Origin of the sequence: Sphaerisporangium flaviroseum (assembly GCF_039537005.1) — a bacterium.
GTDB lineage: Bacteria > Actinomycetota > Actinomycetes > Streptosporangiales > Streptosporangiaceae > Sphaerisporangium > Sphaerisporangium flaviroseum.
The window spans coordinates 732,575-757,838 of sequence record NZ_BAAAZR010000002.1 but is presented as its reverse complement, the minus strand read 5'-3'; the positions used below and the strand labels follow the sequence as shown (position 1 = coordinate 757,838).

Annotated in this window: 29 protein-coding genes and 1 pseudogene; 11 read left to right on the top strand and 19 right to left on the bottom strand. The window is 69.9% G+C overall.

The annotated features are described in order from the left end of the window. Positions 1 to 224: 224 nt before the first annotated feature. The 9 genes from ABD810_RS09570 to ABD810_RS09530 all read right to left on the bottom strand — a co-directional run bounded on the left by ABD810_RS09570 (position 225) and on the right by ABD810_RS09530 (position 10,199). Positions 225 to 1,616 carry an ADP-ribosylglycohydrolase family protein gene (locus ABD810_RS09570; RefSeq protein ID WP_344936933.1) on the bottom strand — a complete coding sequence of 464 codons (1,392 nt, stop codon included), beginning with the start codon at positions 1,614 to 1,616 and terminating at the stop codon, positions 225 to 227. Next, positions 1,613 to 2,770, bottom strand: coding sequence for an ADP-ribosylglycohydrolase family protein (locus ABD810_RS09565; protein ID WP_344936931.1), 1,158 nt, complete (start codon positions 2,768 to 2,770; stop codon positions 1,613 to 1,615). Before ABD810_RS09565 ends, ABD810_RS09570 begins: the two co-directional genes overlap by 4 nt. Continuing rightward, complete coding sequence (locus ABD810_RS09560) at positions 2,767 to 3,738, bottom strand: ADP-ribosylglycohydrolase family protein (protein WP_344936929.1); 972 nt, start codon at positions 3,736 to 3,738, stop codon at positions 2,767 to 2,769. The genes ABD810_RS09565 and ABD810_RS09560 overlap by 4 nt, the downstream gene beginning before the upstream one ends. Before the next feature lie 149 nt (positions 3,739 to 3,887). Then, positions 3,888 to 4,850: an ADP-ribosylglycohydrolase family protein gene (locus ABD810_RS09555; protein ID WP_344936927.1), complete on the bottom strand. Its 963-nt coding sequence runs from the start codon at positions 4,848 to 4,850 to the stop codon at positions 3,888 to 3,890. Further along, positions 4,847 to 6,163, bottom strand: a complete 1,317-nt coding sequence (locus tag ABD810_RS09550; protein WP_344936925.1) for an ABC transporter substrate-binding protein — start codon at positions 6,161 to 6,163, stop codon at positions 4,847 to 4,849. The genes ABD810_RS09555 and ABD810_RS09550 overlap by 4 nt, the downstream gene beginning before the upstream one ends. A 43-nt stretch (positions 6,164 to 6,206) precedes the next feature. Beyond that, positions 6,207 to 7,025 (bottom strand): carbohydrate ABC transporter permease, encoded by an 819-nt coding sequence (locus tag ABD810_RS09545; protein ID WP_344936923.1) that lies wholly within the window; start codon positions 7,023 to 7,025, stop codon positions 6,207 to 6,209. Between the two features lies 1 nt (position 7,026). Then, positions 7,027 to 7,959: a carbohydrate ABC transporter permease gene (locus tag ABD810_RS09540; protein WP_344936920.1), complete on the bottom strand. Its 933-nt coding sequence runs from the start codon at positions 7,957 to 7,959 to the stop codon at positions 7,027 to 7,029. Continuing rightward, positions 7,956 to 8,969, bottom strand: a complete 1,014-nt coding sequence (locus ABD810_RS09535; protein ID WP_344936917.1) for a LacI family DNA-binding transcriptional regulator — start codon at positions 8,967 to 8,969, stop codon at positions 7,956 to 7,958. Before ABD810_RS09535 ends, ABD810_RS09540 begins: the two co-directional genes overlap by 4 nt. 273 nt (positions 8,970 to 9,242) lie before the next feature. Next, positions 9,243 to 10,199, bottom strand: a complete 957-nt coding sequence (locus tag ABD810_RS09530) for a GNAT family N-acetyltransferase (RefSeq protein WP_344936915.1) — start codon at positions 10,197 to 10,199, stop codon at positions 9,243 to 9,245. Between the two features lie 109 nt (positions 10,200 to 10,308). Between ABD810_RS09530 and ABD810_RS09525 the strand changes: the two genes are divergently transcribed. Both ABD810_RS09525 and ABD810_RS09520 read left to right on the top strand, forming a co-directional pair. Continuing rightward, positions 10,309 to 10,653: a spore germination protein GerW family protein gene (locus ABD810_RS09525; RefSeq protein WP_344936913.1), complete on the top strand. Its 345-nt coding sequence runs from the start codon at positions 10,309 to 10,311 to the stop codon at positions 10,651 to 10,653. 47 nt (positions 10,654 to 10,700) lie between these two features. Next, entirely contained in the window at positions 10,701 to 11,666 is a 966-nt protein-coding gene (locus tag ABD810_RS09520; RefSeq protein WP_344936910.1) for a magnesium transporter CorA family protein, read from the top strand. Here the strand turns inward: ABD810_RS09520 and ABD810_RS09515 are convergent. After that, complete coding sequence (locus ABD810_RS09515; RefSeq protein WP_344936907.1) at positions 11,644 to 12,819, bottom strand: ROK family transcriptional regulator; 1,176 nt, start codon at positions 12,817 to 12,819, stop codon at positions 11,644 to 11,646. The genes ABD810_RS09520 and ABD810_RS09515 overlap by 23 nt on opposite strands. Before the next feature lie 113 nt (positions 12,820 to 12,932). Between ABD810_RS09515 and ABD810_RS09510 the strand changes: the two genes are divergently transcribed. From ABD810_RS09510 to ABD810_RS09490, 5 genes are read left to right on the top strand one after another with little or no spacing between them, the layout of a single operon-like run. Continuing rightward, on the top strand, positions 12,933 to 13,877 hold the full coding sequence (locus tag ABD810_RS09510) for a glutamate ABC transporter substrate-binding protein (RefSeq protein ID WP_344936905.1): 945 nt from the start codon (positions 12,933 to 12,935) through the stop codon (positions 13,875 to 13,877). Positions 13,878 to 13,890: 13 nt separating this feature from the next. Next, positions 13,891 to 14,535 carry an amino acid ABC transporter permease gene (locus tag ABD810_RS09505; protein ID WP_344936903.1) on the top strand — a complete coding sequence of 215 codons (645 nt, stop codon included), beginning with the start codon at positions 13,891 to 13,893 and terminating at the stop codon, positions 14,533 to 14,535. A 31-nt stretch (positions 14,536 to 14,566) separates the two neighbouring features. Next, positions 14,567 to 15,442: an amino acid ABC transporter permease gene (locus tag ABD810_RS09500; RefSeq protein WP_344936901.1), complete on the top strand. Its 876-nt coding sequence runs from the start codon at positions 14,567 to 14,569 to the stop codon at positions 15,440 to 15,442. Positions 15,443 to 15,491: 49 nt separating this feature from the next. After that, positions 15,492 to 16,430, top strand: coding sequence for an asparaginase (locus ABD810_RS09495; protein WP_344936899.1), 939 nt, complete (start codon positions 15,492 to 15,494; stop codon positions 16,428 to 16,430). Positions 16,431 to 16,457: 27 nt separating this feature from the next. Next, complete coding sequence (locus ABD810_RS09490; protein ID WP_344936897.1) at positions 16,458 to 17,204, top strand: copper homeostasis protein CutC; 747 nt, start codon at positions 16,458 to 16,460, stop codon at positions 17,202 to 17,204. A gap of 61 nt (positions 17,205 to 17,265) precedes the next feature. Here the strand turns inward: ABD810_RS09490 and ABD810_RS09485 are convergent, their stop codons facing one another. After that, positions 17,266 to 17,946, bottom strand: a complete 681-nt coding sequence (locus ABD810_RS09485; protein WP_344936895.1) for a TetR/AcrR family transcriptional regulator — start codon at positions 17,944 to 17,946, stop codon at positions 17,266 to 17,268. Positions 17,947 to 18,135: 189 nt separating this feature from the next. Between ABD810_RS09485 and ABD810_RS09480 the strand changes: the two genes are divergently transcribed. Further along, the gene (locus ABD810_RS09480; RefSeq protein WP_344936893.1) at positions 18,136 to 18,507 is read left to right on the top strand and encodes a DoxX family protein; all 372 of its coding nucleotides are present in this window, start codon (positions 18,136 to 18,138) and stop codon (positions 18,505 to 18,507) included. Positions 18,508 to 18,538: 31 nt separating this feature from the next. Here the strand turns inward: ABD810_RS09480 and ABD810_RS09475 are convergent, their stop codons facing one another. The 5 genes and pseudogenes from ABD810_RS09475 to ABD810_RS09455 form a co-directional block, all read right to left on the bottom strand. After that, the gene (locus tag ABD810_RS09475; RefSeq protein WP_344936891.1) at positions 18,539 to 18,970 is read right to left on the bottom strand and encodes an SRPBCC family protein; all 432 of its coding nucleotides are present in this window, start codon (positions 18,968 to 18,970) and stop codon (positions 18,539 to 18,541) included. Positions 18,971 to 19,064: 94 nt separating this feature from the next. Continuing rightward, positions 19,065 to 19,271 (bottom strand): SAM-dependent methyltransferase, encoded by a 207-nt coding sequence (locus tag ABD810_RS09470; RefSeq protein ID WP_344936889.1) that lies wholly within the window; start codon positions 19,269 to 19,271, stop codon positions 19,065 to 19,067. A gap of 3 nt (positions 19,272 to 19,274) precedes the next feature. Continuing rightward, positions 19,275 to 19,407, bottom strand: a pseudogene (locus ABD810_RS40990) (SAM-dependent methyltransferase); the annotation flags it as partial. 67 nt (positions 19,408 to 19,474) lie between these two features. Further along, positions 19,475 to 19,708 carry a hypothetical protein gene (locus ABD810_RS09460; RefSeq protein WP_344936885.1) on the bottom strand — a complete coding sequence of 78 codons (234 nt, stop codon included), beginning with the start codon at positions 19,706 to 19,708 and terminating at the stop codon, positions 19,475 to 19,477. Between the two features lie 47 nt (positions 19,709 to 19,755). Beyond that, the gene (locus ABD810_RS09455; RefSeq protein ID WP_344936883.1) at positions 19,756 to 19,887 is read right to left on the bottom strand and encodes a hypothetical protein; all 132 of its coding nucleotides are present in this window, start codon (positions 19,885 to 19,887) and stop codon (positions 19,756 to 19,758) included. A gap of 438 nt (positions 19,888 to 20,325) precedes the next feature. Here ABD810_RS09455 and ABD810_RS09450 point away from each other — a divergent pair, with 438 nt between their 5' ends. Then, on the top strand, positions 20,326 to 20,895 hold the full coding sequence (locus ABD810_RS09450; protein WP_344936881.1) for a hypothetical protein: 570 nt from the start codon (positions 20,326 to 20,328) through the stop codon (positions 20,893 to 20,895). Between the two features lie 592 nt (positions 20,896 to 21,487). Here the strand turns inward: ABD810_RS09450 and ABD810_RS09445 are convergent. The 3 genes from ABD810_RS09445 to ABD810_RS09435 all read right to left on the bottom strand — a co-directional run bounded on the left by ABD810_RS09445 (position 21,488) and on the right by ABD810_RS09435 (position 23,289). Then, a complete protein-coding gene (locus tag ABD810_RS09445) occupies positions 21,488 to 22,051 on the bottom strand; it encodes an MBL fold metallo-hydrolase (protein ID WP_344936879.1) in 564 nt (187 codons plus the stop codon). 220 nt (positions 22,052 to 22,271) lie between these two features. Next, positions 22,272 to 22,475, bottom strand: coding sequence for a DUF397 domain-containing protein (locus ABD810_RS09440; RefSeq protein WP_344936877.1), 204 nt, complete (start codon positions 22,473 to 22,475; stop codon positions 22,272 to 22,274). After that, positions 22,441 to 23,289, bottom strand: coding sequence for a helix-turn-helix domain-containing protein (locus ABD810_RS09435; protein WP_344936875.1), 849 nt, complete (start codon positions 23,287 to 23,289; stop codon positions 22,441 to 22,443). The genes ABD810_RS09440 and ABD810_RS09435 overlap by 35 nt, the downstream gene beginning before the upstream one ends. Positions 23,290 to 23,462: 173 nt before the next feature. Between ABD810_RS09435 and ABD810_RS09430 the strand changes: the two genes are divergently transcribed. Next, entirely contained in the window at positions 23,463 to 23,909 is a 447-nt protein-coding gene (locus tag ABD810_RS09430; RefSeq protein ID WP_344936873.1) for an ATP-binding protein, read from the top strand. Positions 23,910 to 24,216: 307 nt separating this feature from the next. Then, positions 24,217 to 25,191: an aldo/keto reductase gene (locus tag ABD810_RS09425; protein WP_344936870.1), complete on the top strand. Its 975-nt coding sequence runs from the start codon at positions 24,217 to 24,219 to the stop codon at positions 25,189 to 25,191. Positions 25,192 to 25,264 lie beyond the last annotated feature (73 nt).

Genomic DNA, 25,264 nt, shown 5'->3' with positions numbered 1-25,264 from the left:
CTCGCGCGCCTGTCATCCATACGACGATCACCACGCCCCCGCGCCGATCACGACACACCACCCCGGCTGGACGTGACCCCTCACCCGGCCTCACCGTCGAGCCCTCGCGCCGATCACGACCGCCCACCCCGGCTCACCGTGACCCCTCGCCCGGCCTCACCGTCGAGCCCTCGCGCGCCGATCACGACACCCCACCCGGCGCCACGTGGCGACTCGGCCCGCTGTCATCGTTGGGCTCCTAGGGCCAGGGTGCGGTGGGTGAGTTCGTCGAAGCCGATGCCGTCGAAGCCTCCCACGCTGCTGGCCAGCCGGTTCTTCAGCACCCATTCACGGGGTACGCCGGACGCGCCGAGCAGGCCGCCCGCGATCGAGCCGACCGTGGCGCCGGCCGAGTCGGTGTCCCAGCCTGCGGCGACGGCGCCCGCGATGGACGCCGTGAAGTCGCCGCGTCCATGGGTGAGAGCCGCCGCGATCAGTGCCGCGTTGTTGATGGTGTGCACCCAGTGCAGCCCGCCGTGGCGCTCGTACAACCGGTCCACGACCCGCTCGAAGTCCGGTTCGGACCTCGCGTCCGCGACCGCGTCCCGTACGGCTCGCGCCAGCCTCGACTCGGCGGGGACGACGGAAAGGCCCGCGGCCACGACCTCGTCGACCGCCGAGGCCAGGTCGTCCGACTGTGCCACAAGCGACCACGCGCACATGGCGGCGACCATCATGGCGCCGTAGACGCCGTTGGCCGTATGGCTCAGCCGGGCGTCCCGCCAGGCGAACTCGGCCGCCGTACGCGGGTCGCCGGGATTGACCCAGCCGTACACGTCCGCCCGGATGAGCGCGCCGATCCATTCCCTGAACGGGTTGTGCCTGGTCGCCGTGTGCGGTGGTTCGACACCGCCGAGCAGGTTGCGGTACGCCACCCGCTCGGCGGTGAAGACGCGGCCGGCGGGCAGTTCGTCGAGCCAGATCGCGGCGACGTCGGCGGTGGTGAAGTCGCGGCCGTAACGCTCTAGCAGGGAGAGCGCGAGGAGCGGGAAGTTGAGGTCGTCGTCCTCGGGCACGCCGTCGACGTTCTCGGCCAGGGAATTGACGGCGCTGCGCCTGTTCCACGGCCAGCGGGCGGCCACGTCGTCCGGGAGCCCGGCGGCGGTGAACCAGCCGCGGATCGGCCAGTTGCCGGTGGCCTCCGCGATCCGCCTGATGCCCTCACGGGGGATCTTCTCCACCGGCTTTCCGAGCACGCAGCCGGCGGCACGTCCGAGCCACGCGCCGAGCAGCCGCTCGCGCAGGCCGTCACCGGCGGCGTTCCCGGGTGAAGGGCGTCTCTCGGAGTTACCCGGAGCACCGGCCGCGATCGAGTCGAGATCGGACGGCTCGGGAAGCGGGGACGGGATCGCCGCCAGCTCGTCAAGAAGCTCGACTGCCAAAGCACGCAGCCGGGGTGGGGGCGGCTCGGGTGAGGCCCCGGCGCGTGGCGGCGCGTCGTGCCCTCCCGCGGCGTGCCACCGTGCCGCGATGGCGGCCACCTCCCCCGACCGGCCGTCCTCAACGGCCTGGCGCAGCTCATGACCCACCAGGTCCTCGGGCTGCACCCAGGTAAGCCGCACCAAGCGGCCGGTCATGCGGTGTCCCCGGTGAGGGTGGTGAAGGCGGCTTCGTGGGTGCGGCGGGTGGTGAGGTCGTCTTGGTGGATGCGGCGGGCCACTTCGGCGATGGACACGCCGGGGGCCACCAGGTCGATCCTGCTGGCCCGTGCCACCGGGTCGAGCCACTCGGAGGGCACGGCCTTGGCGCCGGCCAGGGCCCCGGCGATCGCGCCGCCCATGCTGGCGATGGAGTCGGCGTCCCGGCCGTAGTTCACTCCGCCCAGCACCGTCTCGCGGTAGTCGCCCTTGGCCATGACCAGGAAGGCGAGCGCCAGCGGCAGTTCCTCGATGCTGTGCACACGGCTCGGCCGCCGGGCGCCGAGTCCCTGGTCACGGTAGGTGTCGGCCACGGTGTCGTACGGCGCGACGGCCTGGCGCAGCGCGCCGAACGATCGCTCCCAGTGGCCGAGGCCGCGGGCCCGCTCGCAGACGGCCTCGATCGCGGCGCGCGTGCCGTCCCGCGCCAGCCGCAGGCAGGTGGCGACCACCGAGTCGGCGCTGGCGCCCGGGCGCATGGCCTCGGCGACGGCGGCGGCGAGCACCCCGGCGGCCTCGCGCCCGTAGCTGGACTGGTGGGCGCCCGCGAGGTCGACGGCCTCGGCGTAGGCCCCGTCGGGATTGGCGGCGTTGACGATGCCGACCGGCGCCATGTACATCGCGGCGCCGCAGTTGACGATGTTGCCGACGCCCGCCTCACGCGGGTCGACGTGGCCGTAGTGCAGGCGCAGGACCAGCCACTTCTCGGCCAGGAACACCCGCTGCAGCGGCAGCGCCTCGGCCTCGAGCTCGGGGATCCAGCGCTTCTCCCCCATCATCTCGGGCACCAGGTGCTCGGCCGCCGCGTACGCGTCCAGGTGGCGGCCGGCCTTCTCGTACACGCGGATCAGCGCGTGGGTCATGAGGGTGTCGTCGGTGACGTGGCCGTCGCCCTTGTGGTACGGCGCGATGGGGCGCGCGTTGCGCCAGTCCTCGAAGTAGGGCGGGACGATGCCCGTCACGTACCCGTCGTAGCGTTCCCGGATCTGCTCGGGCGTCCAGCCCTCGGTGGCGCCGCCGAGCGCGTCACCGACCGCCGCGCCCGTCACACATCCGACGGCCTTGTCGGTCAGCAGGTCCTCGAGCGGCGTCATGCCAATCCTCCAGCGATGTCGATGAGATCCGTTCCGGCCAGGTCGGGAAGGCCGCAGCCGGTCAGCGTGCGCGCCGCGGCGCGCCAGCCTTCGGGCAGAGTGTCGTAGCCGGTGAAGGCTCCGGTGAGCGCGCCGGTCAGGGCCGGGGCGGAGTCGGCGAGCGAGGGCAGGCAGGCGGCTGCGGGCACGGCGGCGCTCAGCGCGCCCCCCGACACCTCCGCCAGGGCGAGGGCGACGGCGACCGTCTGCGCCGCCGCGACCCCGTAGCTGTAGACATGGTCCAGCAGGGCCGCGTCGAGGGCGGGGACCGCCGCGAAGGGGTCACCGGCCGCGCGTGCCACGGCGAGCGCCGTCCTTGTGGCATGGCCGATCGCGGTGTCGTCGGGGAGTTCGGCCAGCGCCGCCTCGACGGCCGTGGCCATCGGCAGGCCCGCGACGAGCTCGCCGATGGCCGCCGCCATGGCCATGGCGGCGTGGACGCCGTCCCCGGCGTTGGTGACCGAGGCGTCGGCCCGCGGGTCCGCCCCGATCGCTCCGAAGGCGACGGCTCGTACGGCCGCGGCGTCGTCGAAGAAGTGCGGGTTGTCGTGCCCGCTGGCCGGCGGCGGCTTGCCGGCGGCCAGGTTGTCCAGCGCCGAGCGCACCGAGATCCGCACCCGCAGGTCGGATCGCCCGGCGAGCCTGCCGAACGCCTCGGCCCGGTCCTCGCCGATCGTCAGCGCGGTCCAGGCGAGCCACTCGGCGTCGTCGGACGGCCCGATGGCCAGCGGTTCTACCGGCTGGTTGAGCGTGAACGGCACGGGCAGCGTCGTGACCCGGTGTTCCTCGGCGAAGCCGTCCAGCTCTCGTTCGAGTCTCCTGCTCCAGGGCGCGAGCAGGGCGGATCGGTGCCGCGCCGACGGCCATCCGGCCGCGTCCCCGATCGCGAGGCCGATGAAGGCGCCCCGGATCCTGTCCCCCGATGACATGTCTCTCCTCTATCCCTCAGACCGGCTCCGCGAACATTCCGGACACCCGCCGCCCGCGACGGCGGGGCCGTGCCCCGGCCCGTGCACCGCGAGTCACGACACTTCTCCGGACACCCGCCGCCCGCGACCTCCGGGCCGTGCGCCGCGCGTCACGACGCTTCCCCGGTCGCCGCCACCAGCTCCGCCGCCACGTCCAGCACGTGCCGTCCGGCGACGACCGGGAGGCACCGGCCCGTGACCGGGCCGATCTCCCTGGCCCAGCGTTCCGGTACGGCGTGCTCGCCGCGCCCCGCCCCTGCGAGGGCGCCCGCGATGGCCGCGGTCGTGTCGGCGTCCCGGCCGAGGTTGGCGGCGGAGACCACGGATTCCTCGACCTCGCCGGATCCGAGGAGGTACCCGGCGAATGCGAGGGCGACCGCCTCGGGAGCGAGGTCCGTCCAGGGGTAGTGGCGGACGACCACGGCCGCGTACAGCTCGTCGACCGAGCCCCCGGCCACGGCCGTGACCGCGGCCCGCAGGTTGCGGGAGGTCCAGGAGTCCTCGGGGACCGCGGCGATCCCCGCCTCGACGACCTCGCCGGGCGCGGCGCCGGTCATCGCGACGGCCACCGCCGCAGCGACCGCCTGGCCGCCGTGAACACCCTCGCCACTGTTGCCGACCACGCCGTCGACCGCCACGAGCCGGGCCGCCTCGCCGGGGTCGCCGCCGGCGAAGATCCCGTACGGCGCGGCGCGCATGGCGAGCCCGTCCGACCATCCGTGCTGGTGCCACAGGCCGGACAGCGGCGGCTCCAGGCCGCGGCGCAGTGCCTGGACGGCGCCGAGTTCGGAGAAGCCCGCTCCCCGCATCGGGCCGTCGATGCGCGGGATGATCTGCTCGCGGTATTCCCTGGCGACGTCGGCCGAGGTCAGCGCCGCGCCGTACTTGCACAGCAGGGACGAGGCGAAGATGGTGTACTCGGTGTCGTCGGTGCCGCCCATGCCCGGCTCGATCTCGGTGAGGCGTCCCCAGCGCCGGGCGATCTCCTCAGGAGTCAGGTTCTCGGCGGGCCGCCCGAGGGCGTCGCCGGCCGCCAGTCCGAGCAGGCACCCCCGGGCGCGGGTCAGCTTCACTTGTTGTACCGCTCCAGCACCTTGTTCCCCTCGTCGACGAGCGTCTTCGCCGCCTGGTCGAGGGTGATCTTGTTCGCGAAGTACTGCTGCAGCGTCGGCGTGGCCACTTTGCTCTTCCACTCGTCGAACCCGTTCACCCGCAGGTACGGCGCGACGACCAGGTTCTTGGCGGAGGCGGTCGCCACGTCCCAGCCGTTCTCGCCGGTGGTCATGGACGGGTCGCTCGCGGCTTTGGTGCTGGTCGGCAGCAGCCAGTCGCCCTTGGCGAGCTTGGCCTGGTTGGCGCTGTTGAGGAAGAAGGAGATGAACTTGGTCGCCTGGTCGGGGTACTTGCTGTCGGCCGCCACGGACAGGGTCTGCGAGGTGGCGCCCTGTTCGGAGGTGGTGCCCTTCAGCGGGGGGATCGTGATCCACTCGAAGCCGGACGGCGCCTGCTCCACGACCTGCTGGCGCAGGTAGACGCCCGCCGGGAGCAGGGCGTACTTGCCGCCGTAGAAGCCGGGCAGCGGGTCGGCGGTGCCCATGCCGAGCGCGGAGGGGTCGGCCGACCTGTCCTTGTAGAGCTGGTCGTGGATGCGCTGCAGCACCTCACGCTCCTCGGGACCGACTTTGACGGTCGCCTTGGTGCCGTCGGTCTGGAAGAACGTGCCGCCGAAGTTCAGCCCGAGGTTGAGCACCTTGTTGACCGGTGACTTCAGCGGCCAGGCCACCCCGAAGGTGCCGTCCTTGGTGAGCTTCTTGCTGATGGCGGCGAACTCGTCCCAGGTCCAGGGTTCCTCAGAGGTCGGGATGCGCACCTTCGCGGCGTCGAGCAGCTTCTTGTTGGCGATGATGACCTGCGACTCCTGCAGGAACGGCACGCCGTACACGCCCTGGCCGCCCTTGCCGTCGCCGAAGGTGACGGTGTCCCAGGCGGGCTGGGGGATGTCGCTCCTCAGGTCGGCGGGCAGCTTGCCCGACAGGTCCATCAGGTAGCCGCGTGAGGCGAAGCCGGCGAGCGCCGGGGAGTCGTCGTGGATGACGTCCGGCGGGTCGCCCGCCTCGAACGAGGTGACGAGCTGGTCGTTGACGTTGTCCCAGCTCCCCTGGACGTATTCGACCTTGATGGCGGGGTTGGCCTTGTTCCACTCGTCGACGATCTGCTTGTTGGCGGCGATGGACTCCTTCTGCCATGCCAGGCTCAGGAACTTCAGGCTCACCGGCGCGTCGGCCTGGCCACCGCCGTTGCCACCACCGGTGCCGCCGGACGAGCAGCCGGCCGTCAGCGCGACGATCGCGGCCGCCGCCACCGCGAGTGCGGTTCTGGTACGCAAGAGATTCTCCTATCGGGGGGTGCCATGCTTGCCGGGAGTGGCGTCATCCCTTGACGGCGCCGGTCATCAGGCCTGATCTGAGCCGTCTCTGGATGATCGCGAAGAACACCAGGCTCGGGATCGTGGCGAGCAGCGAGGCCGCCGCGAGCGGGCCGAGACGAACGACCCCCTCCGCGCCGGTGAACTTCACCAGGGTCAGCGGCAGGGTCGCCACGTCGGGATCCTTGAGGACCACCAGCGCGAACAGGAACTCGTTCCACGAGGAGATGAAGGCGAACAGCGCCGTGGCGACCACGCCGGGGGCCAGGAGCGGGGCCACGACCTTCACCAGCGCGCGGACACGGCCCGCGCCGTCGACGGCCGCCGCCTCCTCCAGCTCGCGCGGCACCGAGCGCACGTACCCCTGGAGCATCCACAGCGCGAACGGCAGCGTGAACGTGACGTGCACGATGGTGAGCCCGGGGAGCGTGTTCACAAGGTCGAGGCGCCGCAGCACCATGAACAGCGGGATGATGATCAGGATGAACGGGAAGACCTGGCTGACCAGCACCCACCCCACCGCGACCCTGTTCACGAGCGAGCGGTAGCGGGCCATCGCGTACGCCGCGGGCAGGGCGAGCACGACCGTGAGCAGGGAACTGGCGACCGCGACGACCAGGCTGCGAAGCGCGCTGCCGACGATGTCCTGCTCGGTGAACGCGGCGGCGAAGTTGGACGGCACCGGGTGGCGCGGGATCCACGTCGGGGTCAGGCTCGCCATCTCCTGTGAGGTCTTCAGCGCCGTGGACAGCAGCCAGACCAGCGGGAACGCCAGGAAGATCACATAGCCCAGCAGGGCGAGGTACTGCAGTGGCCTGCGCATGTCAGTTCGCCTCCCGCATCTGCCGCCCGATATAGAGCCCCAGCACCGCCAGCACGACGATCACGATCGCGACGCCGAGCGTGGCCGCGTATCCGAAGAAGCCGTACCGGAACGCCTCCTCGTACGCGAAGAGCATGGGCAGGCGGGTCTGCCCTCCCGGGCCGCCCTGGGTGAGGACGTAGACCAGGCCGAACTGGTTGATGTTCCACACGAAGTCCAGCGAGGTGATCGTCACGATGATCGGGCGGAGCTGCGGCAGGGTGATGCTCCAGAAGCGGCGCAGGGAGGAGGCCCCGTCCATGTGGCCGGCCTCGTGCAGTTCCTTCGGCACGTTCTGCAGCCCGGCGAGCAGCACCACGGTGGTCTGCGGCATGCCCGTCCAGATGCCGACGACGATCACCGCCGGGAGCGCGATGGAGAAGTCGTTGAGCCAGTCGACGTTGTGGCCGAGCAGCCCGAGGTCCTGCAGCACGCTGTTGAGGATTCCGGCGTTGGGGTGGTAGACCAGCCGCCACATCAGGCCGATGACGACCGGTGGCATGGCCCACGGCACCAGCACCAGCACCCGTGCGAACGACCGGAACCGCAGGTTCTCGTTGAGCAGCAGCGCGAGGCCGAGCGAGGCGGCGAACTGCAGCACGGTCACCGAGACCGCCCAGATCAGGCCGATGCGGAACGACGACCAGAAGTCCCCGTCGGACAGCAGGTCGCCGAAGTTCGCCAGGCCCACGAAGGAGGTCACGGCGTTGCGCCCGGATCTGGCGTCGGTGAAGGCCAGGTAGATGCCGTAGAGCAGCGGCCCGACGCTGAAGACCAGCACCGGCACGAGCGCCGGCAGCATCAGCATGAACGTCTCGCGCCCCTGCCGGTCCTTCCTGTTCCTCCTGCGGCCGCCCGTGGCGGGCGTGGTGGTCCTCTCGGCCGTCAGGGTCATGACGTCTCCTCCCCCATGGTCGAGGCGCGGGTGACGAGCCGGGGTTCGACGGTGACCACGCGGGGTGCGCGGTCGGCGCCGTTCAGCCGGTCGAGCAGGAGCTCGGCCGCGGCCCGGCCGCGTTCGGCGGAACCGAGCGAGACGCTGGTCAGCGGGGGCCAGGCGAGCGTGGCCAGGTCCGTGTCGTCCATGCCGGCGACGGCGACCTGCTCGGGCACCCGCAGGCGCTCGCGCCGCAGGACGTCGAGGGCGCCCAGCGCGATCAGGTCGTTGGCGCACAGCAGCGCGTCCAGGTCCGGCACGCGTTCGATCAGGCGGGCCGCGGCCCTGCCTCCCTCGGGGCGGTAGAAGTCGCCCACTTCGACCAGGTCCGGGTCGTACGGCAGGCCGAGGGCTTCCAGCGCCTCGGCGTAGGCGGCCGAGCGTGCGGCGCCGGGAACGGTGTCGAGCGGGCCGTTCACGAAGCCGATCCGCCTTCGGCCCAATTGGTGAAGGTGCTCGACGGCGAGGCGGACGCCCTTGCGCGAGTCGGTCCGCACGTTGTCGACGGGGGTGCCCTCGGGGACCGAGCCGATGATCACGATGGGGGCCCGGGCGGCGGCGAACATCTCCAGGTGCTCGTCGGTCACCCGCAGCGGGATCATGATCAGCCCGTCGATGTACCGCTCGCCCAGGCCGCGCAGCACGTCGATCTCGTCGGCCGCGTCCACGTTGGTGGAGTGCAGGACCAGCCGGTAGCCGGCCGCCTTGAACACCGGCTGGATCTCGCGGATCATCGCGAGATACACCGGGTTGCCTATGTCGGCCATCGCGAAGCCGACCTGGTTGCTGCGCCGCGACTTCAGCGACCGGGCGGCGGAGTTCGGCACGTAGCCGAGCTCACGCGCGGCGCTCATCACGCGGCGCTCGGTCTCGGCCTTGGTGGGCAGGCCGTTGAGCACGCGCGACACCGAGGCGATCGACACGCCGGCGCGCCGGGCGATCGTCGTGATCGTCGGCCCCTCAGTCACCTGTCACCTCGGTCCTCGGAAACGGTAAACGTTTACAGTCGGCCTCGCAAAAGCACTGAAAACGTTTACGGAGTTAGGCCATGTAACAGCTACCTGACGTCGACCGTCAAGTCACAATCGGGTAAACCAGGACAGAACCGACGCGTCGCTCAGTGGTCGCGGGTCGGGGGTCGGGGGTCGGGGGTCGCGGGTCGGGGGTCGCGGATCGCGGATCGCGGATCGCGGATCGCGGATCGCGGATCGCGGATCGCGGATCGCGGATCGCGGATCGCGTCAGACCGTACGGCGCCAGACGTCGATGGCCAGCACCGGACGCATGCCGACGGACAGGTAGAGGTCCAGCGCCGGGGAGGTGTTGCCCGCGTCCACGTGCAGGTACGTGCCGGCCCTGCCGCGGCGCACGTCGGCGGCGAAGGCGTGCTTGAGCAGCAACCGGCCGAGACCCCTTCCCCGGAACTCCGGAAGCACCGACAGGATCCGGACGTACCCGCAGTTCTCGTCGGCGGCGAACATGTCGGTGCCGAGCAGCATCGCCGCCGGACGGCCGTCCACCTGGGCGAGGAGCAGCTGTGACCAGTCGTGGGTGCTGGAGGAGTCGAAGTCCTCCTTCCACTGGTCGTACTCCTTGGGGACGAACCCGAAATGCTCGGCGAAGCCCTCCTGGTGAATGCGGTGGGCCGCCCGCGTCAGCTCCTCCGAGCCCGCCGCCGGGAGGACCGTGACACCGGGAAGGGAACCCGGGTCCACCTCCCCGTGGTCGGCCCGCAGCCGGTGGAAGCTGGTCGCGGGCTCGAAGCCGTGCTCCTTGGCCAGCGCGCGCTTGGCGGTGTCCTGCCGGTAGATCGCCAGGTCGACCAGCGCGTGCGGATGCCCCAGCTCCACCGCGATCTCGCGGGTGCGTTCCAGCACCGACTCCCACAGCCAGCGGATGACCGCCGCGTCACGGGCATAGATCTCGACGTCGAGGCCGGCGGAGGTGCCGTGCCGGTAGATGTGGCCCCAGCCGGCCAGGTCGGAGTGGTCCCCGCGCCGGTACACCAGCCAGCCGTCACGGCCGGGGTCGAAGCCCGGCTCGGCCAGCGCGTCGGCCACGTCGTCCTCGGTCATGTCGGGGTGGCCGAGCACCTCGATGTCGCAGGCGGACACCAGCTTGTGCACGGCCGCCGCGTCCCCCACGCCCGGCCGCCGGATGTCGTACTCGTCCATGACGGTGTTCGTCGTCTCGTTCACCTCTCCGTTGTACCTTTCGCCGCTTGCCGGGCACTGGGCGCCCGTTTGGATCCCGCGCCGCCTGGAGGATGATGGCGTCCGGCACGATCATTCCTGAATGGAGGCCGACATGGAACTGCGGCAGTTCTTCGAGCACCTGTCCGGGGCCCAGCGGGTGTACGGCGAGCCGTACGAGAAGGACGGCACCACGATCATCCCGGCCGTCGCCATCCGCGCCGGAGGCGGCTACGGCAGCGGCAGCGGCAAGCAAGAGGGGTCCGGGGGCGAAGGTGAGGGCGGAGGCGGCGGAGCGATGGCCCGCCCCGTCGGCGCGTACGTCATCAGGGACGGCAAGGTGTCGTGGGAGCCGGCCATCGACGTCAACCGCATCGTGTTCGGTGGCCAGGTGCTCTGCGGGCTCGCCCTCATCGTGTTCGCGTTGCGTGCCGGCCAGGCGCGCGCACGCCGGAGGTAGGCGCCCCGGACGCCCTCGCCGGTGGCACGGGACTAATGTTGGCGTTCATGGTCCGCACCCGCCTTTACCGCGACGGCGTCCTGGAAGCCGAGGGGTTCCCGATCGCCGACGTCTCCGACCACGTCAAGGACCCGTCGGCGACCGTTTGGTTCGATCTGCTCGCTCCCAGCCCCGAGGAGCTCGCCGTCATCAGCGAGGAGCTGGGGCTGCACCCGCTCGCCATCGAGGACGTGCTGCACCCCCACCAGAGACCCAAGCTGGACGTCTACGACAGCCACCTTTTCCTCACGGTGTACGCGGTGAAGCTGGGCGAGGACGGGGAGCTCGGCCTCACCGAGGTGTCGGTCTTCGTGACCCGCAACGCCCTGGTGACGGTCCGGACCGACGACACCTGCGACATCGACGCCGTGGTGGCCCGCTGGGACGCGAGCCCCGGGCTCGCCAAGCACGGCGTGTCGTTCCTGCTGCACGCGCTGCTCGACTACGTGGTGGACGGCCACTTCGACATCGCGCAGGCGCTCGACGACAAGGTGGAGGATCTGGAGGACCAGCTCTTCACCGAGCGGCCGGGCGACGGGCGGGCCATCCAGCGGGAGATGTTCGACCTGCGCAGGACCACGGTGCGGTTCCGCCGGGTCGTGGTGCCGATGCGCGAGGTGGTGAGCACCCTCATCCGCCTCGACGTGGTCGGGGAGGGGATGGGGCCCTACTACCAGGACATCTACGACCACGTGCTGCGGGTCTCCGAGTGGACCGAGTCCCTGCGCGAGCTGGTGGGCAACGTCTACGAGACCCACCTGAACCTCCAGGGCTACCGCATGAACGACATCATGAAGCGGGTGACGAGCTGGGCCGCCATCATCGCGGTACCCACCTTGATCACCGGGTTCTACGGGCAGAACATCCCTTTCCCTGGCTTCGAACGCGTGAGCGGCTTCTGGAGCTCCAGTCTTCTGATCATCGTGGTCTCCTCGATCCTCTTCCTGGTCTTCAGGAAGAAGGACTGGATCTGACCGGGCTCGCGGAGCGGCTGACGGCCTCCTCCACCCAGGCGCCCGCGAGCACCACGTCGAGCAGCAGCGATCCCGCGCCCAGGATGGCGGCGTTCGGCCCCGCCCGGGTGACGTCGATCTTGAGGTCGCGCGTGGCCAGCGGCAGGCAGCGCTCGTAGACCGCGCCTCTGATCGCGGCGATGAGCTGCTCGGCCGCCGACAGGCTGCCCCCGATCACCACCGCGTCGGGATTGAAGAAGTTGACCAGCGCGGTCAGCACGTCGCCGATGAGCCGCCCGGCTCCGCGTACGAGGTTGGTGGCCTGCGGCACGCCGTCGGCCGCCAGCGCGACGATGTGCGAGGGGTGCTCGACCTCGATGCCCTGCTCGGCGAGGGCGGAGATCAGCGCGGCGCCGCTGGCGTACGCCTCCAGGCAGTCGGAGCGCCCGCACGAGCACATCACCGACCGGTCCGCGAGCACGCGGACGTGGCTGATGTCCCCCGCGGCCCCGCGCCCGCGGTGCAGCCGGCCGCCCGCGATGATGCCGCAGCCGATGCCGGTGCCGGCCTTGAGCACCATGAGGTTCTCGCAGCCGGGCCAGGCGAGGTACTCACCCGCCGCCATGAGGTTCGCGTCGTTCTCCACCAGGATCGGGACGCCGAACCGGTCGGCCAGGTGCGTGCCGACGGGGTACTCGTTCCAGCCGGGCATGCGTGAGGGCGAGATGACCGTGCCGTCGGCCGGGTCGACCGGGCCGGGTACGCCGATGCCGACGCCCCGCACCGGCAGCCCGCCGCCCTGCGCGGCCACCAGCTCCTCCAGCCGGGCGCCGACCCAGTCGAGCGTGACCTGGGCCCCGGCCGCTATGTCGCAGGAATGCTCGACGATGGCGAGCGGGGTACCGCTGAGGTCGACCAGGCCGAGCCGGGCATGGTGGCTGCCGAGGTCGGCGATCGCGAGCAGCCCCGCCTCGGGGGCGAGCTTGAGACGCCGGGGACGCCGGCCGCCCCTGGACAGCCCCGCGCCCTCCTCCTGCAGCAGCCCGGCGTCGATCAGCTCCTCGACCCGCAGCGACACGCTCGACGGAGCGAGGCCGGAGTGCCTGGCGAGCTCGGCGCGCGACTCGGCGTGACCCAGGGCGACGAGACGGAGAAGCTCACCTTTGCCTGCCACAGGGAGATGCATACCATGACTTGACTTAGTGCGGCAATCGATTGACTTAAGCCGACATCGACCTCTATCGTCCGTAAAAAATTCGATTCCGAATGAAGTCGGATGGTAAAACGATGAGCCTGTCACTCACACGCCGCGTGGCGCTGACCGTGGTGACCACGTTGTCGCTGGCCGGGGTGGCCGCCTGTTCGGGAAGCGGCGGCTCGGCCGCCGTGCCTCCCGGTGCCCCGGGTGACTCGGGGACCAAGGCGGCCGACGCCTTCGCCGGCGCTCCCGTCGCCGCCGCCTCGGAGATCCTTCCTGGCTCGACGATGGAGAAGATCAAGCAGCGTGGTGAGCTCATCGTCGGCGGCTCGCTGGACGCGCCCCTGCTGTCCCAGCAGAACCCGGTGACCGGCGAGGTCGAGGGCTTCGACGCCGACCTGGGCAAGCTGCTGGCGAAGTACATCATCGGGCAGCCGAAGGTGAAGATCGTGAACGCGGCGTCGGAGACCCGGGAGGCGTTGCTGTCCAACGGCACCGTCGACGTGGTGTTCCAGACCTACACGATCACCCCGGAACGTGCCGAGCAGGTCGCCTTCGCCGGGCCGTACTACACCTCCGGCCTGGCCGTGGCGGTCAAGAAGGGGACGACCGGGATCACCAAGCCGGAGGACCTCGACGGCAAGACGGTGATCGCGGGCGCGAACACCCCCGCGATCCCGGCGATCAAGAAGGCCGCCCCGAACGCGAAGATCGTCACCTTCGGCAGCGACCCCGAGTGCGTCCAGGCGCTCAAGCAGGGCCGGGGCGTCGCCTACGTCCAGGACCAGTCGCTTCTGGTCGCCGACGGCAAGAACGAGCCCGAGCTCCAGGTGGTCGGCGAGCCGTTCACCACGGACCCGTACGGCATCGGCCTCAAGCACGGCGACGACCAGATGAAGAAGTTCGTCAACGACTGGCTGAAGAAGACGCAGGACGCCGGCCTGTGGCAGCAGGCGTGGAAGAACTCGATCGGCACGGTCGTGCAGGGCGAGGCGCCCACGCCGCCGGCCATCGGTTCGGTCCCGGGCTCCTAGGCGCCACCCTCCGATGGACGCCCTGTTCGGCAACCTCCCGGCGATGTGGGAAGGCCTGGTCGTCACGCTGCAGCTCACGCTGCTCGCCTTCGTCGGCGCCTTCGTTGCCGGCGTCCTGGTGGCCACGGCGCGGGTGAGCCCGGTGCCCGTGCTCCGCGCCGCCGGGACGGTCTACGTCGAGACGCTGCAGAACATCCCCCTGCTGGTGCTGCTGATCCTGGCCGTCTTCGGGCTGCCGGAGATCGGGGTCCAGGCGGGCCTGTTCACCACCGCGGTGGTGGTCATCGCGTTGTACCAGGCCGCATACGTGGCCGAGGCGCTGCGATCGGGGATCAACTCGGTCGCGGCCGGGCAGGGCGAGGCGGCCAGGGCGCTCGGGCTGGGCTTCGCCGGGTCGCTGCGCCACGTGGTGCTGCCCCAGGCGTTCGGGACGGTCGTCCAGCCACTCGGAAACATCTTCATCATGCTCACGATGAACACCTCTCTCGCGGCGGCGGTCGGCGTGGTCGAGCTGACCGCCGCCGCGAACCGGGTGAACCTCATCGAGGCACAGCCGATCCCGATCTTCGTCGGGGCGGGCATTGCGTACATGCTGCTGTCGTCGGTGGTCGGGTTCGTCACCGGCGTGCTGGAGCGGAAGCTGGCGGTGGCCCGGTGAACCGGCCGGATCACGCGGAGGGAACGGGCCGATGACGGCGAGGAGAACGCCCAGCCGCCTGCTGTTCGACGAACCCGGGCCGCGCGCCCGGCGCCGCATCCGTGCCGCCACCATCGTCTCCGCGCTCGTCGCGATTGGCCTCCTCGCCCTCGCGGTACGCCAGTTCGCCGCCAACGGGCAACTCGACGCGGCCAGGTGGCAGCCGTACGCCACCTGGCCCATGTGGCGCTACCTGCTCAACGGGCTCTGGTCGACCGCGCTGGCGGCCGTGGTCTCCGCCGCGCTGGCCATGGCCGGCGGCCTGCTGCTCGCGCTCGGCCGGCTGTCGCACCGGCGCCCGGTGCGCTGGGCGTCGGGGGCCTACGTCGAGGTCGTGCGGACCATCCCCGCGCTCCTGCTCGTCTACGTGGTGCTGTTCGCGCTGCCGAAGTACGGCCTGGATCTGCCCCTGTTCTGGAAGCTGACGGTGCCGCTCTCGGTGTCCAACGCCGCGGCGTTCGCCGAGATCTTCCGCGCGGGCATCCTGTCGGTCGAGCGCGGCCAGACCGAGGCGGGCCTCGCCGTCGGCCTGACGCGCGGGCAGACCATGCGGCTGATCGTGCTGCCCCAGGCCGCGCGGCGGGTGCTGCCGTCCATCGTCAGCCAGTCGGTGGGCCTGCTCAAGGACACCTCGCTGGGGTTCGTCGTGAGCTATGCGGAGCTGCTGTACAGCGGCAAGGTCCTCGCCAACTACAACCACCTGTTGATTCAGACCTACATCGTCGTAGCGCTGATCTATCTGGTGGTGAACGCGTCTCTGTCCAAGCTGGCCCGCACGCTCGAAGCCCGGCAGACCGGAGGGACACGCCGCGCCAGAGCCGCGGGCATCAGGCCACCGGCGGCACCGGAGGCCGCGCTGCACGCCTGATCTCGTTCTTCCCGTACCACCGCTCAACTGCTCGACGAAAGGCAATCAGATGTACGCGCGCCTGGCGGAAGTCGTCCGCTCCGGCTTCACGGAGAGTGTCCATTTCGGCAGCGTCGCCGGGCTGGCACCGGACGGGACCCTGGCGCTCTCCCTCGGCCCCGTGGACGAGCCCATGCTGCCGCGCTCGTCCGCGAAGCCGTTCCAGTCCCTGGCCTGCCTCTCCTCCGGCGCGGCGCTGTACGGCTCGCGCCTCGCGATCGCGGCCGGAAGTCACACAGGGGAGGACTTCCACGTCACGCTCGTCGGCAAGATGCTTGACGAGGCGGGCCTTGGACCGGACGCGCTGCGCTGCCCCCCCGACTGGCCGGAGGACCAGGCCACGCGGCACGCCCTGATCCGGTCGGGCGAGGACAGGAGCCGCGTACGCATGAACTGCTCGGGCAAGCACGCGGCGATGCTGATGGCCTGCGTGGCGTCGGGCTGGGACACCGCGTCCTACCTCAACGTCTCCCACCCGATGCAGCGCCGGGTCCGTTCGGTCATCCAGCGGCTGTCCGGCGAGAAGAGCGCGCACACGGCGGTGGACGGGTGCGGCGCTCCGCTGTTCTCGATGTCCCTCACCGGGCTCGCGCGGGCCGTACGGGCGCTGGCGACCGCCCGGCCGGACACCCCCGAGCGCGCGGTGGCCGACGCGATGCGGTCGTTCCCCGAGTTCGTGGGCGGCACGGGGCACCCCAACACCGAGTTGATGCGCGCGCTGCCGGGTTCGGTCGTGAAGGGCGGCGCGGAAGGCGTGCTCGTCGCCGTCACATCCGAGGGACACGCGGTCGCCGTCAAGGTCATCGACGGCGGCCCGAGAGCCACGTCCGCGATCGCGCTGGCGGCGCTGGCCGCGCTGGGAGCCGACGTCACCGGGGCCGAGTCCTTCGCCACGATCCCGGTCCTCGGCGGCGGCCGCCCCGTCGGCGAGATCCACGCCACCCTCTGACGCAAGCCGCACTTCCTAAGGAACCAGATGAGCCTCACCTACGAGATCTGCGTCGACAGCACCCAGGCGGCGCTGGCGGCCGAGCGGGCCGGCGCGCACCGTGTTGAGCTGTGCGCGGCGCTGTTCGAGGGCGGCATCACGCCGACCATCGGCACGGTGGCGGCGACGCTCGCGGCCGTGTCGGGGATCCGCGTCCACGTGATCATCCGGCCGAGGGGCGGCGACTTCATCTTCGACGGCCACGAGGTCGCCGCGATGGAACGCGACGTCGCCGAGGTGCGCGACGCGGGAGCGCACGGTGTCGTCATCGGCGCGCTGACACCGCAGGGGATGGTGGACCGGCCGGTGTGCGAGCGGCTCATCGCGGCGGCGGGCGACCTGCCGGTGACCTTCCACCGCGCGTTCGACATGACGGTGGACCCCTACGACGCCCTCGACACGCTCGTCGGCCTGGGCGTGCGGCGCGTGCTCACCTCCGGCCAGGAAAGCTCGGTGCTGGAGGGCGCTCCCCTGATCGCCTCGCTCGTACGGCACGCCGGCGACCGCATCACCGTGATGCCGGGCGGAGGCGTGACCGAGCGGAACATCGGGCGCATCGTCGCCCAGACCGGCGTCAGCGAGATCCACTTCGCGGCGCTCACCGGCGAACCCAGCCCCGCCGTCCACCGGAACCATCGCCCCTTCATGGGCGGCGAACTACGGCAGCCCGAATACCTCAGGCAGATCACCTCAGCCGGCCTGATCTCCGACGTCATGCGCGCAGCAGGCTCCTGACCCCCCGAGCCTCGGGAACATCAGCCGGTACGTGTGCCGGACTCGCCGAGGCTCGCAGACCTCAGCCGGTACACGTGCTCGATCCGCCCAGGCTCACCATGGCCTGGTAGACCTCTTCGGGTCGCATGGGCGGCTCGGGCAGTGGACGGGCACGGCCGGCCCGGAAGGCGTCGAGCATCAGGCCGAGGTGGCGCCGCCACGCCCTCGGGCAGACGGCCTTGGTGGCCTCGCTGACGCGGGTGTTGGACCACACCACGAACGCCAGGTCCTCCGCCGTGACGTCGGGCCGGACCACACCCTGCTCCTGCGCTCGCTCGACGATGCGGCGGCTCAGCTCGTAGATGTGGCCCTGGGTGCGCTCCATGCACTCCGCGTGGGGAAAGCGCATGGACGCCAGGTCGTTGAAACCCCGGTCGCCGGCCTGAAGCTCGCAGAGCTCCTCGAGGTAGAAGGCGAACGCCTCCCAGGCGTCGTCCATGACCAGGGCCTGCTCCGCGCGATCGACCAAGGCGCGCAGCTTGTCGACGAATATCGCCTCGACCAGGTCCATGCGGGTGGGGAAGTTGCGGTAGAGCGTGCCGATGGCCACTCCGGCCTGCCTGGCGATCTGTTCGAGCGGGGCGTCGATGCCTTCCGAGGCGAAGATCGTTCGGGCCGCGGCCACCAGGGCGTCACGGTTACGTTGCGCGTCGCGGCGCAGGGGCCGCGGGCTCGTGGTGGGCGCGTGCTCATCGAGCGACATATCCCTAGTGTAACGAACTCGAGGGCACCCTCGACTTCTATGCTACGCTCCTGAATCAAGGTGACCATCGGCCTACGCAGCGCAGCGCGTACCAGCTCAGCGACCCCTTGCCACAACACTTCCTCCAGGCGGCCACGGCCGGGCCCGCCTGGACGGCATACCCCCTCCCGGCCGCTCGAAGGAGACCCTGTGAACGTCTTCCTGTGGGTGCTTCAAGTACTCCTCGCCCTCATGTTCGGCGCGGCCGGCGTGCTGAAGACCACCCAGCCCAAGGAGAAGCTCGCCAAGAACATGGGATGGGTGGAGGACTTCTCCCCCAACATGGTGAAGTTCATCGGCGCTATGGAGCTTCTCGCCGCCCTGGGCCTGATCCTGCCCGCCGTCACCGGCATCGCCCCCGTTCTCACCCCGCTCGCGGCGACCGGACTCGCGGTGATCATGGTCGGCGCGATCATCACCCACGTCCGCCGTCACGAGCCGCCTGTGGCGCTCGTCAACGTCGTCCTGCTGGCCCTCTCCGCCCTGGTCGCCTGGGGCCGCTTCGGCCCCTACCACTTCTGACCCCTCCCCGTGAAAGCAGGACGGGCACGAGTCACTGGAAACGGGCCTTCAGCACGACCATGCCGCTGCCGAAGACGACGTTGCGCACGAAGTCCTCCAGGTGCCTCTCCTCCTCCGGTGGGCAGTTGAACGACACCGACCACTTGATCGTGGCCCCTCCGGAGGCGGCGGGCGACACCGCCAGCATCGCGTGGTAGTCGCTCATGGGCAGCGCGGTCTCTTCGAGAGTGTACGAATAGGACCGGTCGGCGTCGGAGAATGCGGTGAGCCGCTCCCGCACCACCGAGCCGTCCGCGATCTCGAACCTGCGGACGGCACCTACCGCCTCGGGCCCATGCCCCTCCTCGATCACGCTGGGCGGCATCGCCGGGTGCCAGGCGCCCAGCCCGTTGAAGTCGCGCAGCAGCGCCCAGACCTCTTCAGGTCGTGCGTTGACGGTCGCGGTTGTGGCTATCTCCGGCATGACTCTCCAATCGAGCGGGTCGTCCAAGGTGAGTACGAGTGGTGCACGGCGAGCGGGCCTTCGATCCGGCCCGGCGCGATCAGGTTGTCGGGGGTTACGGTTTGCGGCCCACGGCGCAGAAGCCGTCGACTTCGTCGGGGGTGCTGAAAGGAGTCGCCTCGAAGCGCCACCGCGTCAGGGACACAAGGCCCGGCTCCACCAGCTCAAGGCCGTCGAAGAAGCCGCCGATCTCCTCGGGGGTTCGCAGGTTGTAGGGAACCGCGCCGCCCTCGTTGTAGCGTCGCCGGGCCTCGGTGAGCATACTCGTCCCCGGCGGCCCGGTCGGCGGGATAGTTGTCCTTTCCGCCCAGCCAGTAGTTCCAGATCCGCGCCGAGTGCGGAACAGAGATGTCGATCTCAGGTAACTTCCGGCCAGCGGTTGGCTTCTCATCGCTCATGAGGACATCTCCTGATGCTTTTTACGTCCTACCAAGATAGGCGCGCGACCCCGCCGGCAACCGGTAGTCACGGATCTTGGAGCCCGGATGTCCACGATCGGTCGGCCCCGCGTCCGTCCTGGATCGCGTTCCACTCCTCGTCGGACATGACCGGGGTACCGAGAGACCGGGCCGCCTCGTCGAGGTCTGCTCGGGTGAGTCGCCAGCCATGTATCAGGCCCTCGGCGAGCCTTCGCTGCCGCTCGCTCTGCACGATGAGGGCGACGGCCGCCCGTACCCGCTCCACCGTTATCCGGTTCACACGACAATGGTCCTTCGGGCGGTCCGCGTGCGCATCACCGACTGCGATCACCGGCGTTCCTCCTCCGCCACCGTCTCCGCGACGGTCGCCCCCAGGGACTCGGTGTTCTCCAGCGCCCGGCTCAACCGGTGAGCGGCCCACGCGGCGGGGTGCCGCCGCGATCGTTCAGGGGCGAGCATGACCACCACCGCCCCGGCGTGCCCGAGAGAAGATCATGGCTCGAAGGTAGAAATATCCGGATAATTACGCAAGAAAGTTTCGCGTTGTTGCTCAATGTTGTTACCGCCCGGCCATGTCATTGAATGGGACAGAAAGGCCGGACAGAAAGGGGAGTCCATAAAGAATGGGACATCCGGAACGCTTTACTCATACGCCGGGGACGTCCGGAAATTCCTACCCTGAACGGCGGAACATCCCGATCGCGTCCGCTTGAAGGATGGGACGCCGGAAAAGCGTATGCGGAAAGACCCCACGGCCTTGCCCTTTCTCGAAAGGAAGGTGCCACGACGACGCGCGGGTGACCAGCCCGGTACCGGCTGAAGGAACCTTCCGGGTCGGGCGGCGGTACTAACGGCGATGTGATCGTGCCCGAAGCCCGAACCAGGAGGCGGCCGCCGTTGAGAAGTACACGCCACCCGCTCGTGTGTCTGTCCGTGGTGCTCGGCATCGGTGCCGGCGCCGCCGGCTGTTCGGCGCAAGCCCGTCCGAACACCGCGACATCGAACACCACGACACCGAGCACCACGACACCGAGCACCACGACACCGGGGGCCGGGACACCGGGGGCCGGGACACCGGGTACCAAGGGGAAACCGTGTGCCGTCACCCGTGGCTCCGACCGCCGGAGCCGTCCTCCGAGCGAGGTTCTCCGGCAGTCCCCCGACCACGGCCAGTGGTTCGGCGACGGCGATCTGTGGGTCTCCCTGCCCGATCCCGCCTACCGTCCCGAGCGGGTACCTGAGGGCTACGGGATGAAGATCGGCTGGTGGCGGCTGGCCGAGGGACGGCTCAAGCTCAGCGCGACCAGGATCGACGAAGACAAGGGGTCCGCGACCGTCGACGTCCCGTCCGGGTACGCGCCGACGGGGCTACAGCCCACAGGGGTGCTGTTCTCGCAGGCGGGGTGCTGGCGCGTGACCGGCTCGCTCGGCTACACGAAAGTGCGGTTCGTCGTCGCCGTGCGATAGCGCATCGCCCGCCCGGCACGGCTACGCGACCGCCGGCACGCCCTCTGGGACTCCTTGTCAGGTGTGCGGTAAGGGGTCCGCGCCTGTTCGGCTGTGATCGATCTGGCGCTCACCGGCCAGGGGGTTATGAACGGATCGTCGTGTCGTTGAGCAAGCACTTGCTCGATCGGTCACACCGCCGAACCGCTCATCATCAAGCTGGAGATGAAGGACGGGTTCCACGACAACCGGGGCCGGGGGCCCGACGAGCTGGACACGGTGTTCCGCGACCGCCTCGGCGGTGCCATGATCACCCCGGCCGCGCTCATGCAGGGTCACCCCACTCCCGACGACGGGGCCAGAGCGGATCTCCCCCACCCTGGACACCTACAACCCCACTCCCGAGCAGGCCCTGGCCCGCGCACGGATGCTGGGCTGCCTGGGCGCGACCGTGGTGTCCAGCGACTGGCGCAACGTCCCCGGCCGGCAGGGCCCCCACGACCGCACCTGCTGCTAGCCGGCGTCCTGTGGCTCCACCTCGTGACGACCTGGTACCCCTTCACGTCCACGCTCGGGTCATTAGGAGGCCGGATCCGCCCGGCTCGTTGAAAGCTCAGCGGGCGGTGTCCTCGACCGGGACGAACGGTGAGCCGTGGCCCGGGATGATCAGGCTGGGGCGTAGCGCCAGCAGTCGCCCGCGCGACGCCCTCAGCTCGTCCAGGTCCTCGGCGAGCGGGTCCTCGGCCGGTCCGTCGGCGTTCCACCACAGATGCGTCGCGGCCACCAGGCCGTCGTCCGTCTCGGCGAGTGTGGTGATGTCCTGCCGGGTGTGGCCAGGGGTCCGCATCAGTCGCACCGCGGCGGAAAGCTGGAAGCCGTCAGCGTCCCGGCGCTCCCAGACGTCATCGTGGTAGATCGCCCAGTGGTCGTGGAAGCGCGCCCGGGGGAACAGCGCCGCGTTCAGCGTGTGGTCGGGGTGGTGGTGCGAGAACACCACATCGGTCACATCCTCGGCCCCGATGCCCAGGCCCGCGATGGGGTCCAGGATGAGCCGCCGGTCGGCCACCATCCCCGGGTCCACGACGGCGACCACATCGCCATCGAGGATCAACGTCACCGTACCGGCGACCCGCTCGCCGACGTATCCCTCTGTCAGGACTTGAACGGTCGCGGTCACCACTATCCCTATCTGCCTTGGAGCCATCGGTACGGGGACCCATTCCCTCACAGCCGCCCCGCCACTCCTCTCCTCTCCCCGGCATCACGCGTTCCGGCTCGGGCATGGGTGAACAAGCTCTCTGCCGGCACTCCCGTCGGTCCGGAGCAGACCCGCCCAGTGACCTCGGCCGCGGCCGGCCGCGGCCGGCCGAGGTCACTCCAGAACGGCCTGTGCGCGTTCAGGCGGACAGGTCTCCCCGCTTGAGGCCGCGGACGAACGCCGACCAGCCGCTCGGGGTGCAGGCGAGGGAAGGTCCACCGGGGTTCTTGCTGTCACGCACGCCGACGACGCCGGGCAGGTTCGAGGCCACCTCGACACAGTTGCCCTGGTCCGCGCTGAAGCTGCTCTTACGCCACCGTGCGCCCCGAAGATCTTGCGTCACTTTCGTTCACCGCTTCCTGTATGACTCGGAGGGACTGGCTGAACGGGACGGCCTCGGACCGGAGCGCGTCGTACCGGCGCACCAACTCGGCGATCAACCGGCGATCGTCGAAGGTACGCCCGAACGGCTGGGCATCGGTGTAGGCGGCATAAGGGGACCCGTTCCGTTCGGCGATGAGGAACCCGCCTGCCACCCCGCAGTGGGCGCGCACCGTAGACGGCACGATCTGAATCGTCACCTCGGGATGCCGGGCGATCTCAAGCAGGTACATTAGCTGCTCAAGCATGATCTTCGTATCCCCGATCACCCGCCGGATCACGGCTTCGTCGATCACCACGTTGAGCACGGGCGGCCTGTCGCGGTGAAGGATCGCCTGCCGCTGCATGCGGTTCGTCAGCCGTCTTTCCAGCTCATCTTCCGAGATGCCGGGGGTCGCGGCGATGATCTCCCGTGCGTACGCCTGCGTCTGGAGCAGGCCGGGGACGATGGTGGGCTCCCAGTTCCGCAGGCCGGTGGCATCCTGTTCCTCCTCCAACCACGGACGGAGGTAATCCGGGACCTTGTGCCAGGTCGTGGCCATGTAGAGCCTAAGCATGGTGCCGTCGAGGCCGAAGACCCGGTCGCAGAACTCCGCGAACTGTTTGGACGGCGGCCGTTTGGCCTGCTCCACCATGTTCACCATGGAGTCGGAGTATCCGATGCGCTGGGCGAGCTGCCGCTGGCTCATCTCGGCCGCGTTCCGGTAGCGGCGAAGCTCGTAGGCGAACAGGGCACGTGGGGACTCGTACGGATCCACGTCGTGGTCGGGGGGCATGGTTCACCTGCCTCTCGAATAGGGCGCTTGGCTGCGTTCACCGCACCGCCCACAACATTTGTGGTCACGGCGTGCAGGTGATCGGCTACCAACAGTAGTGAGCTCTCGGCATTCTGTGAAGGCGAAGTCCCGACGACGACCGGTGTTTTCCCGGCGAACGAAAAGGCGAGCCGATGATGACAGGATTCCTGCTCGGCGTTATCCATCTGGCCGGTTCTCCGGAGTCGGTGTCCCATGCCCGCGAATACGTGAGAGCGAAACTCGGCGAGCGTCATCCCGCACTCGACGACGTGGTCCTCCTGGTTTCCGAGCTTGTGACGAACGCCGTCGTCCATTCCGATTCAAGGAACGGCGGGACCGTCACCCTGGCGCTCGCCGACCACCAGGAACTCGTGCACGTCGACGTGGTGGACGCCGGAGCGGAAACGGCCCCGCACTTGGGCGGCGACGTGCTCGCCGAGGGCGGAAGGGGCCTGATGCTCGTCGACCTCATCGCCCACCGATGGAACGTCCATGAGGACGGCCACGGCCGCACCGTCTGGTTCGAAGTGAAATACCGGCCCGGCGGCGAACACCGCCCCGGTGACGCCCCACCCATCCCTTGGCAACGCGAACCGTGACACCGCCCATGGACGGGAGCCCGGTAAGACCGGCATACAGACCGGGGCGGCGGTAAGGCGAATACCCTAGGAAACACCTAGTGGCACTTCCCCCTATTCCCTCACCGCCGCCCCATCCATTCCTTGACGATAGACTTTCGGGGCCGTCGACGCCGAGAAGACCCGCGGAAGCGGGAGACGACGGCGTGCCCAATGCGATCCCCTTGTCGCGGTGCCGCGGCGAGTATGCGTAGCGTGGAACCGATCCCCAGCAAGATGTCCAGATAGCCTGGCCTGTGGCGAATAACTAGCGTCCGTGGAGGTTCTGGTGGAGTACGTACGCTTGGGCAGTACCGGCATGAAGGTGTCCCGGATCTGCCTTGGAATGATGAGCTATGGAGACCCGTCCAAGTGGCAGGACTGGGTGCTGGACGAGGAACGCAGCGAACCCCTGGTCCGCAGGGCCGCCGAAGCGGGCGTGACCTTCTACGACACCGCAGACGTCTACTCGGTCGGCACCAGCGAGGAGGTCACAGGGCGGCTGCTCCGCAAGATCTTCCCCAACCGGGAGGACTACGTGCTGGCCACCAAGGTCTTCTTCCCCGTGGGCCAGGCGACCAACGACAGCGGGCTGTCGCGCAAGCACATCCACGCCGCGATCGACGCCTCGCTCAGGCGCCTGGGCACCGACTACGTCGACCTCTACCAGATCCACCGCTGGGACGACCACACGCCCATCGAGGAGACCATGGAAGCTCTCCACGACGTGGTGCGCGCGGGGAAGGCCCGCTACATCGGCGCCTCGACCATGTACGCCTGGCAGTTCGCCAAGGCCCAGCACGTCGCCGAGGTCAACGGCTGGACGAAGTTCGTCTCGATGCAGAACCACTACAACCTCCTCTACCGCGAGGAGGAGCGCGAGATGGTCCCGCTCTGCATCGACCAGGGGGTCGGGATGATCCCGTGGAGCCCGCTGGCGCGCGGCCTGGTGGCGCGGGCCGGTTCGGAAGAGCAGGGGACGACCCGCGCGAACACCGACGGCCGGATCACCGCGCTGTACGGCGGACCCGGCGACGCGGCGATCCTCGCCCGGGTCGCCGAGATCGCCGCCGAGCGCGGGGTGCCCGCGGCGCAGGTCGGCCTGGCCTGGCTGCTCGCCCAGCCCGGCGTCACCGCCCCGATCATCGGCGCGACCAAGGAGAAGCACCTGGACGACGCCGTCGCCTCCGTCGCCCTCACCCTCTCCGACAAGGAACTGGCCACCCTCGCCGAACCCTACGTAGACCGCCCCGTGGCCCACTGAGACTCCCGGACAAGCCCGTCCGCAGGACTAGAGGCTCAAGTCACGTCACGTCGACCGGTACCCTGCTGAGCTT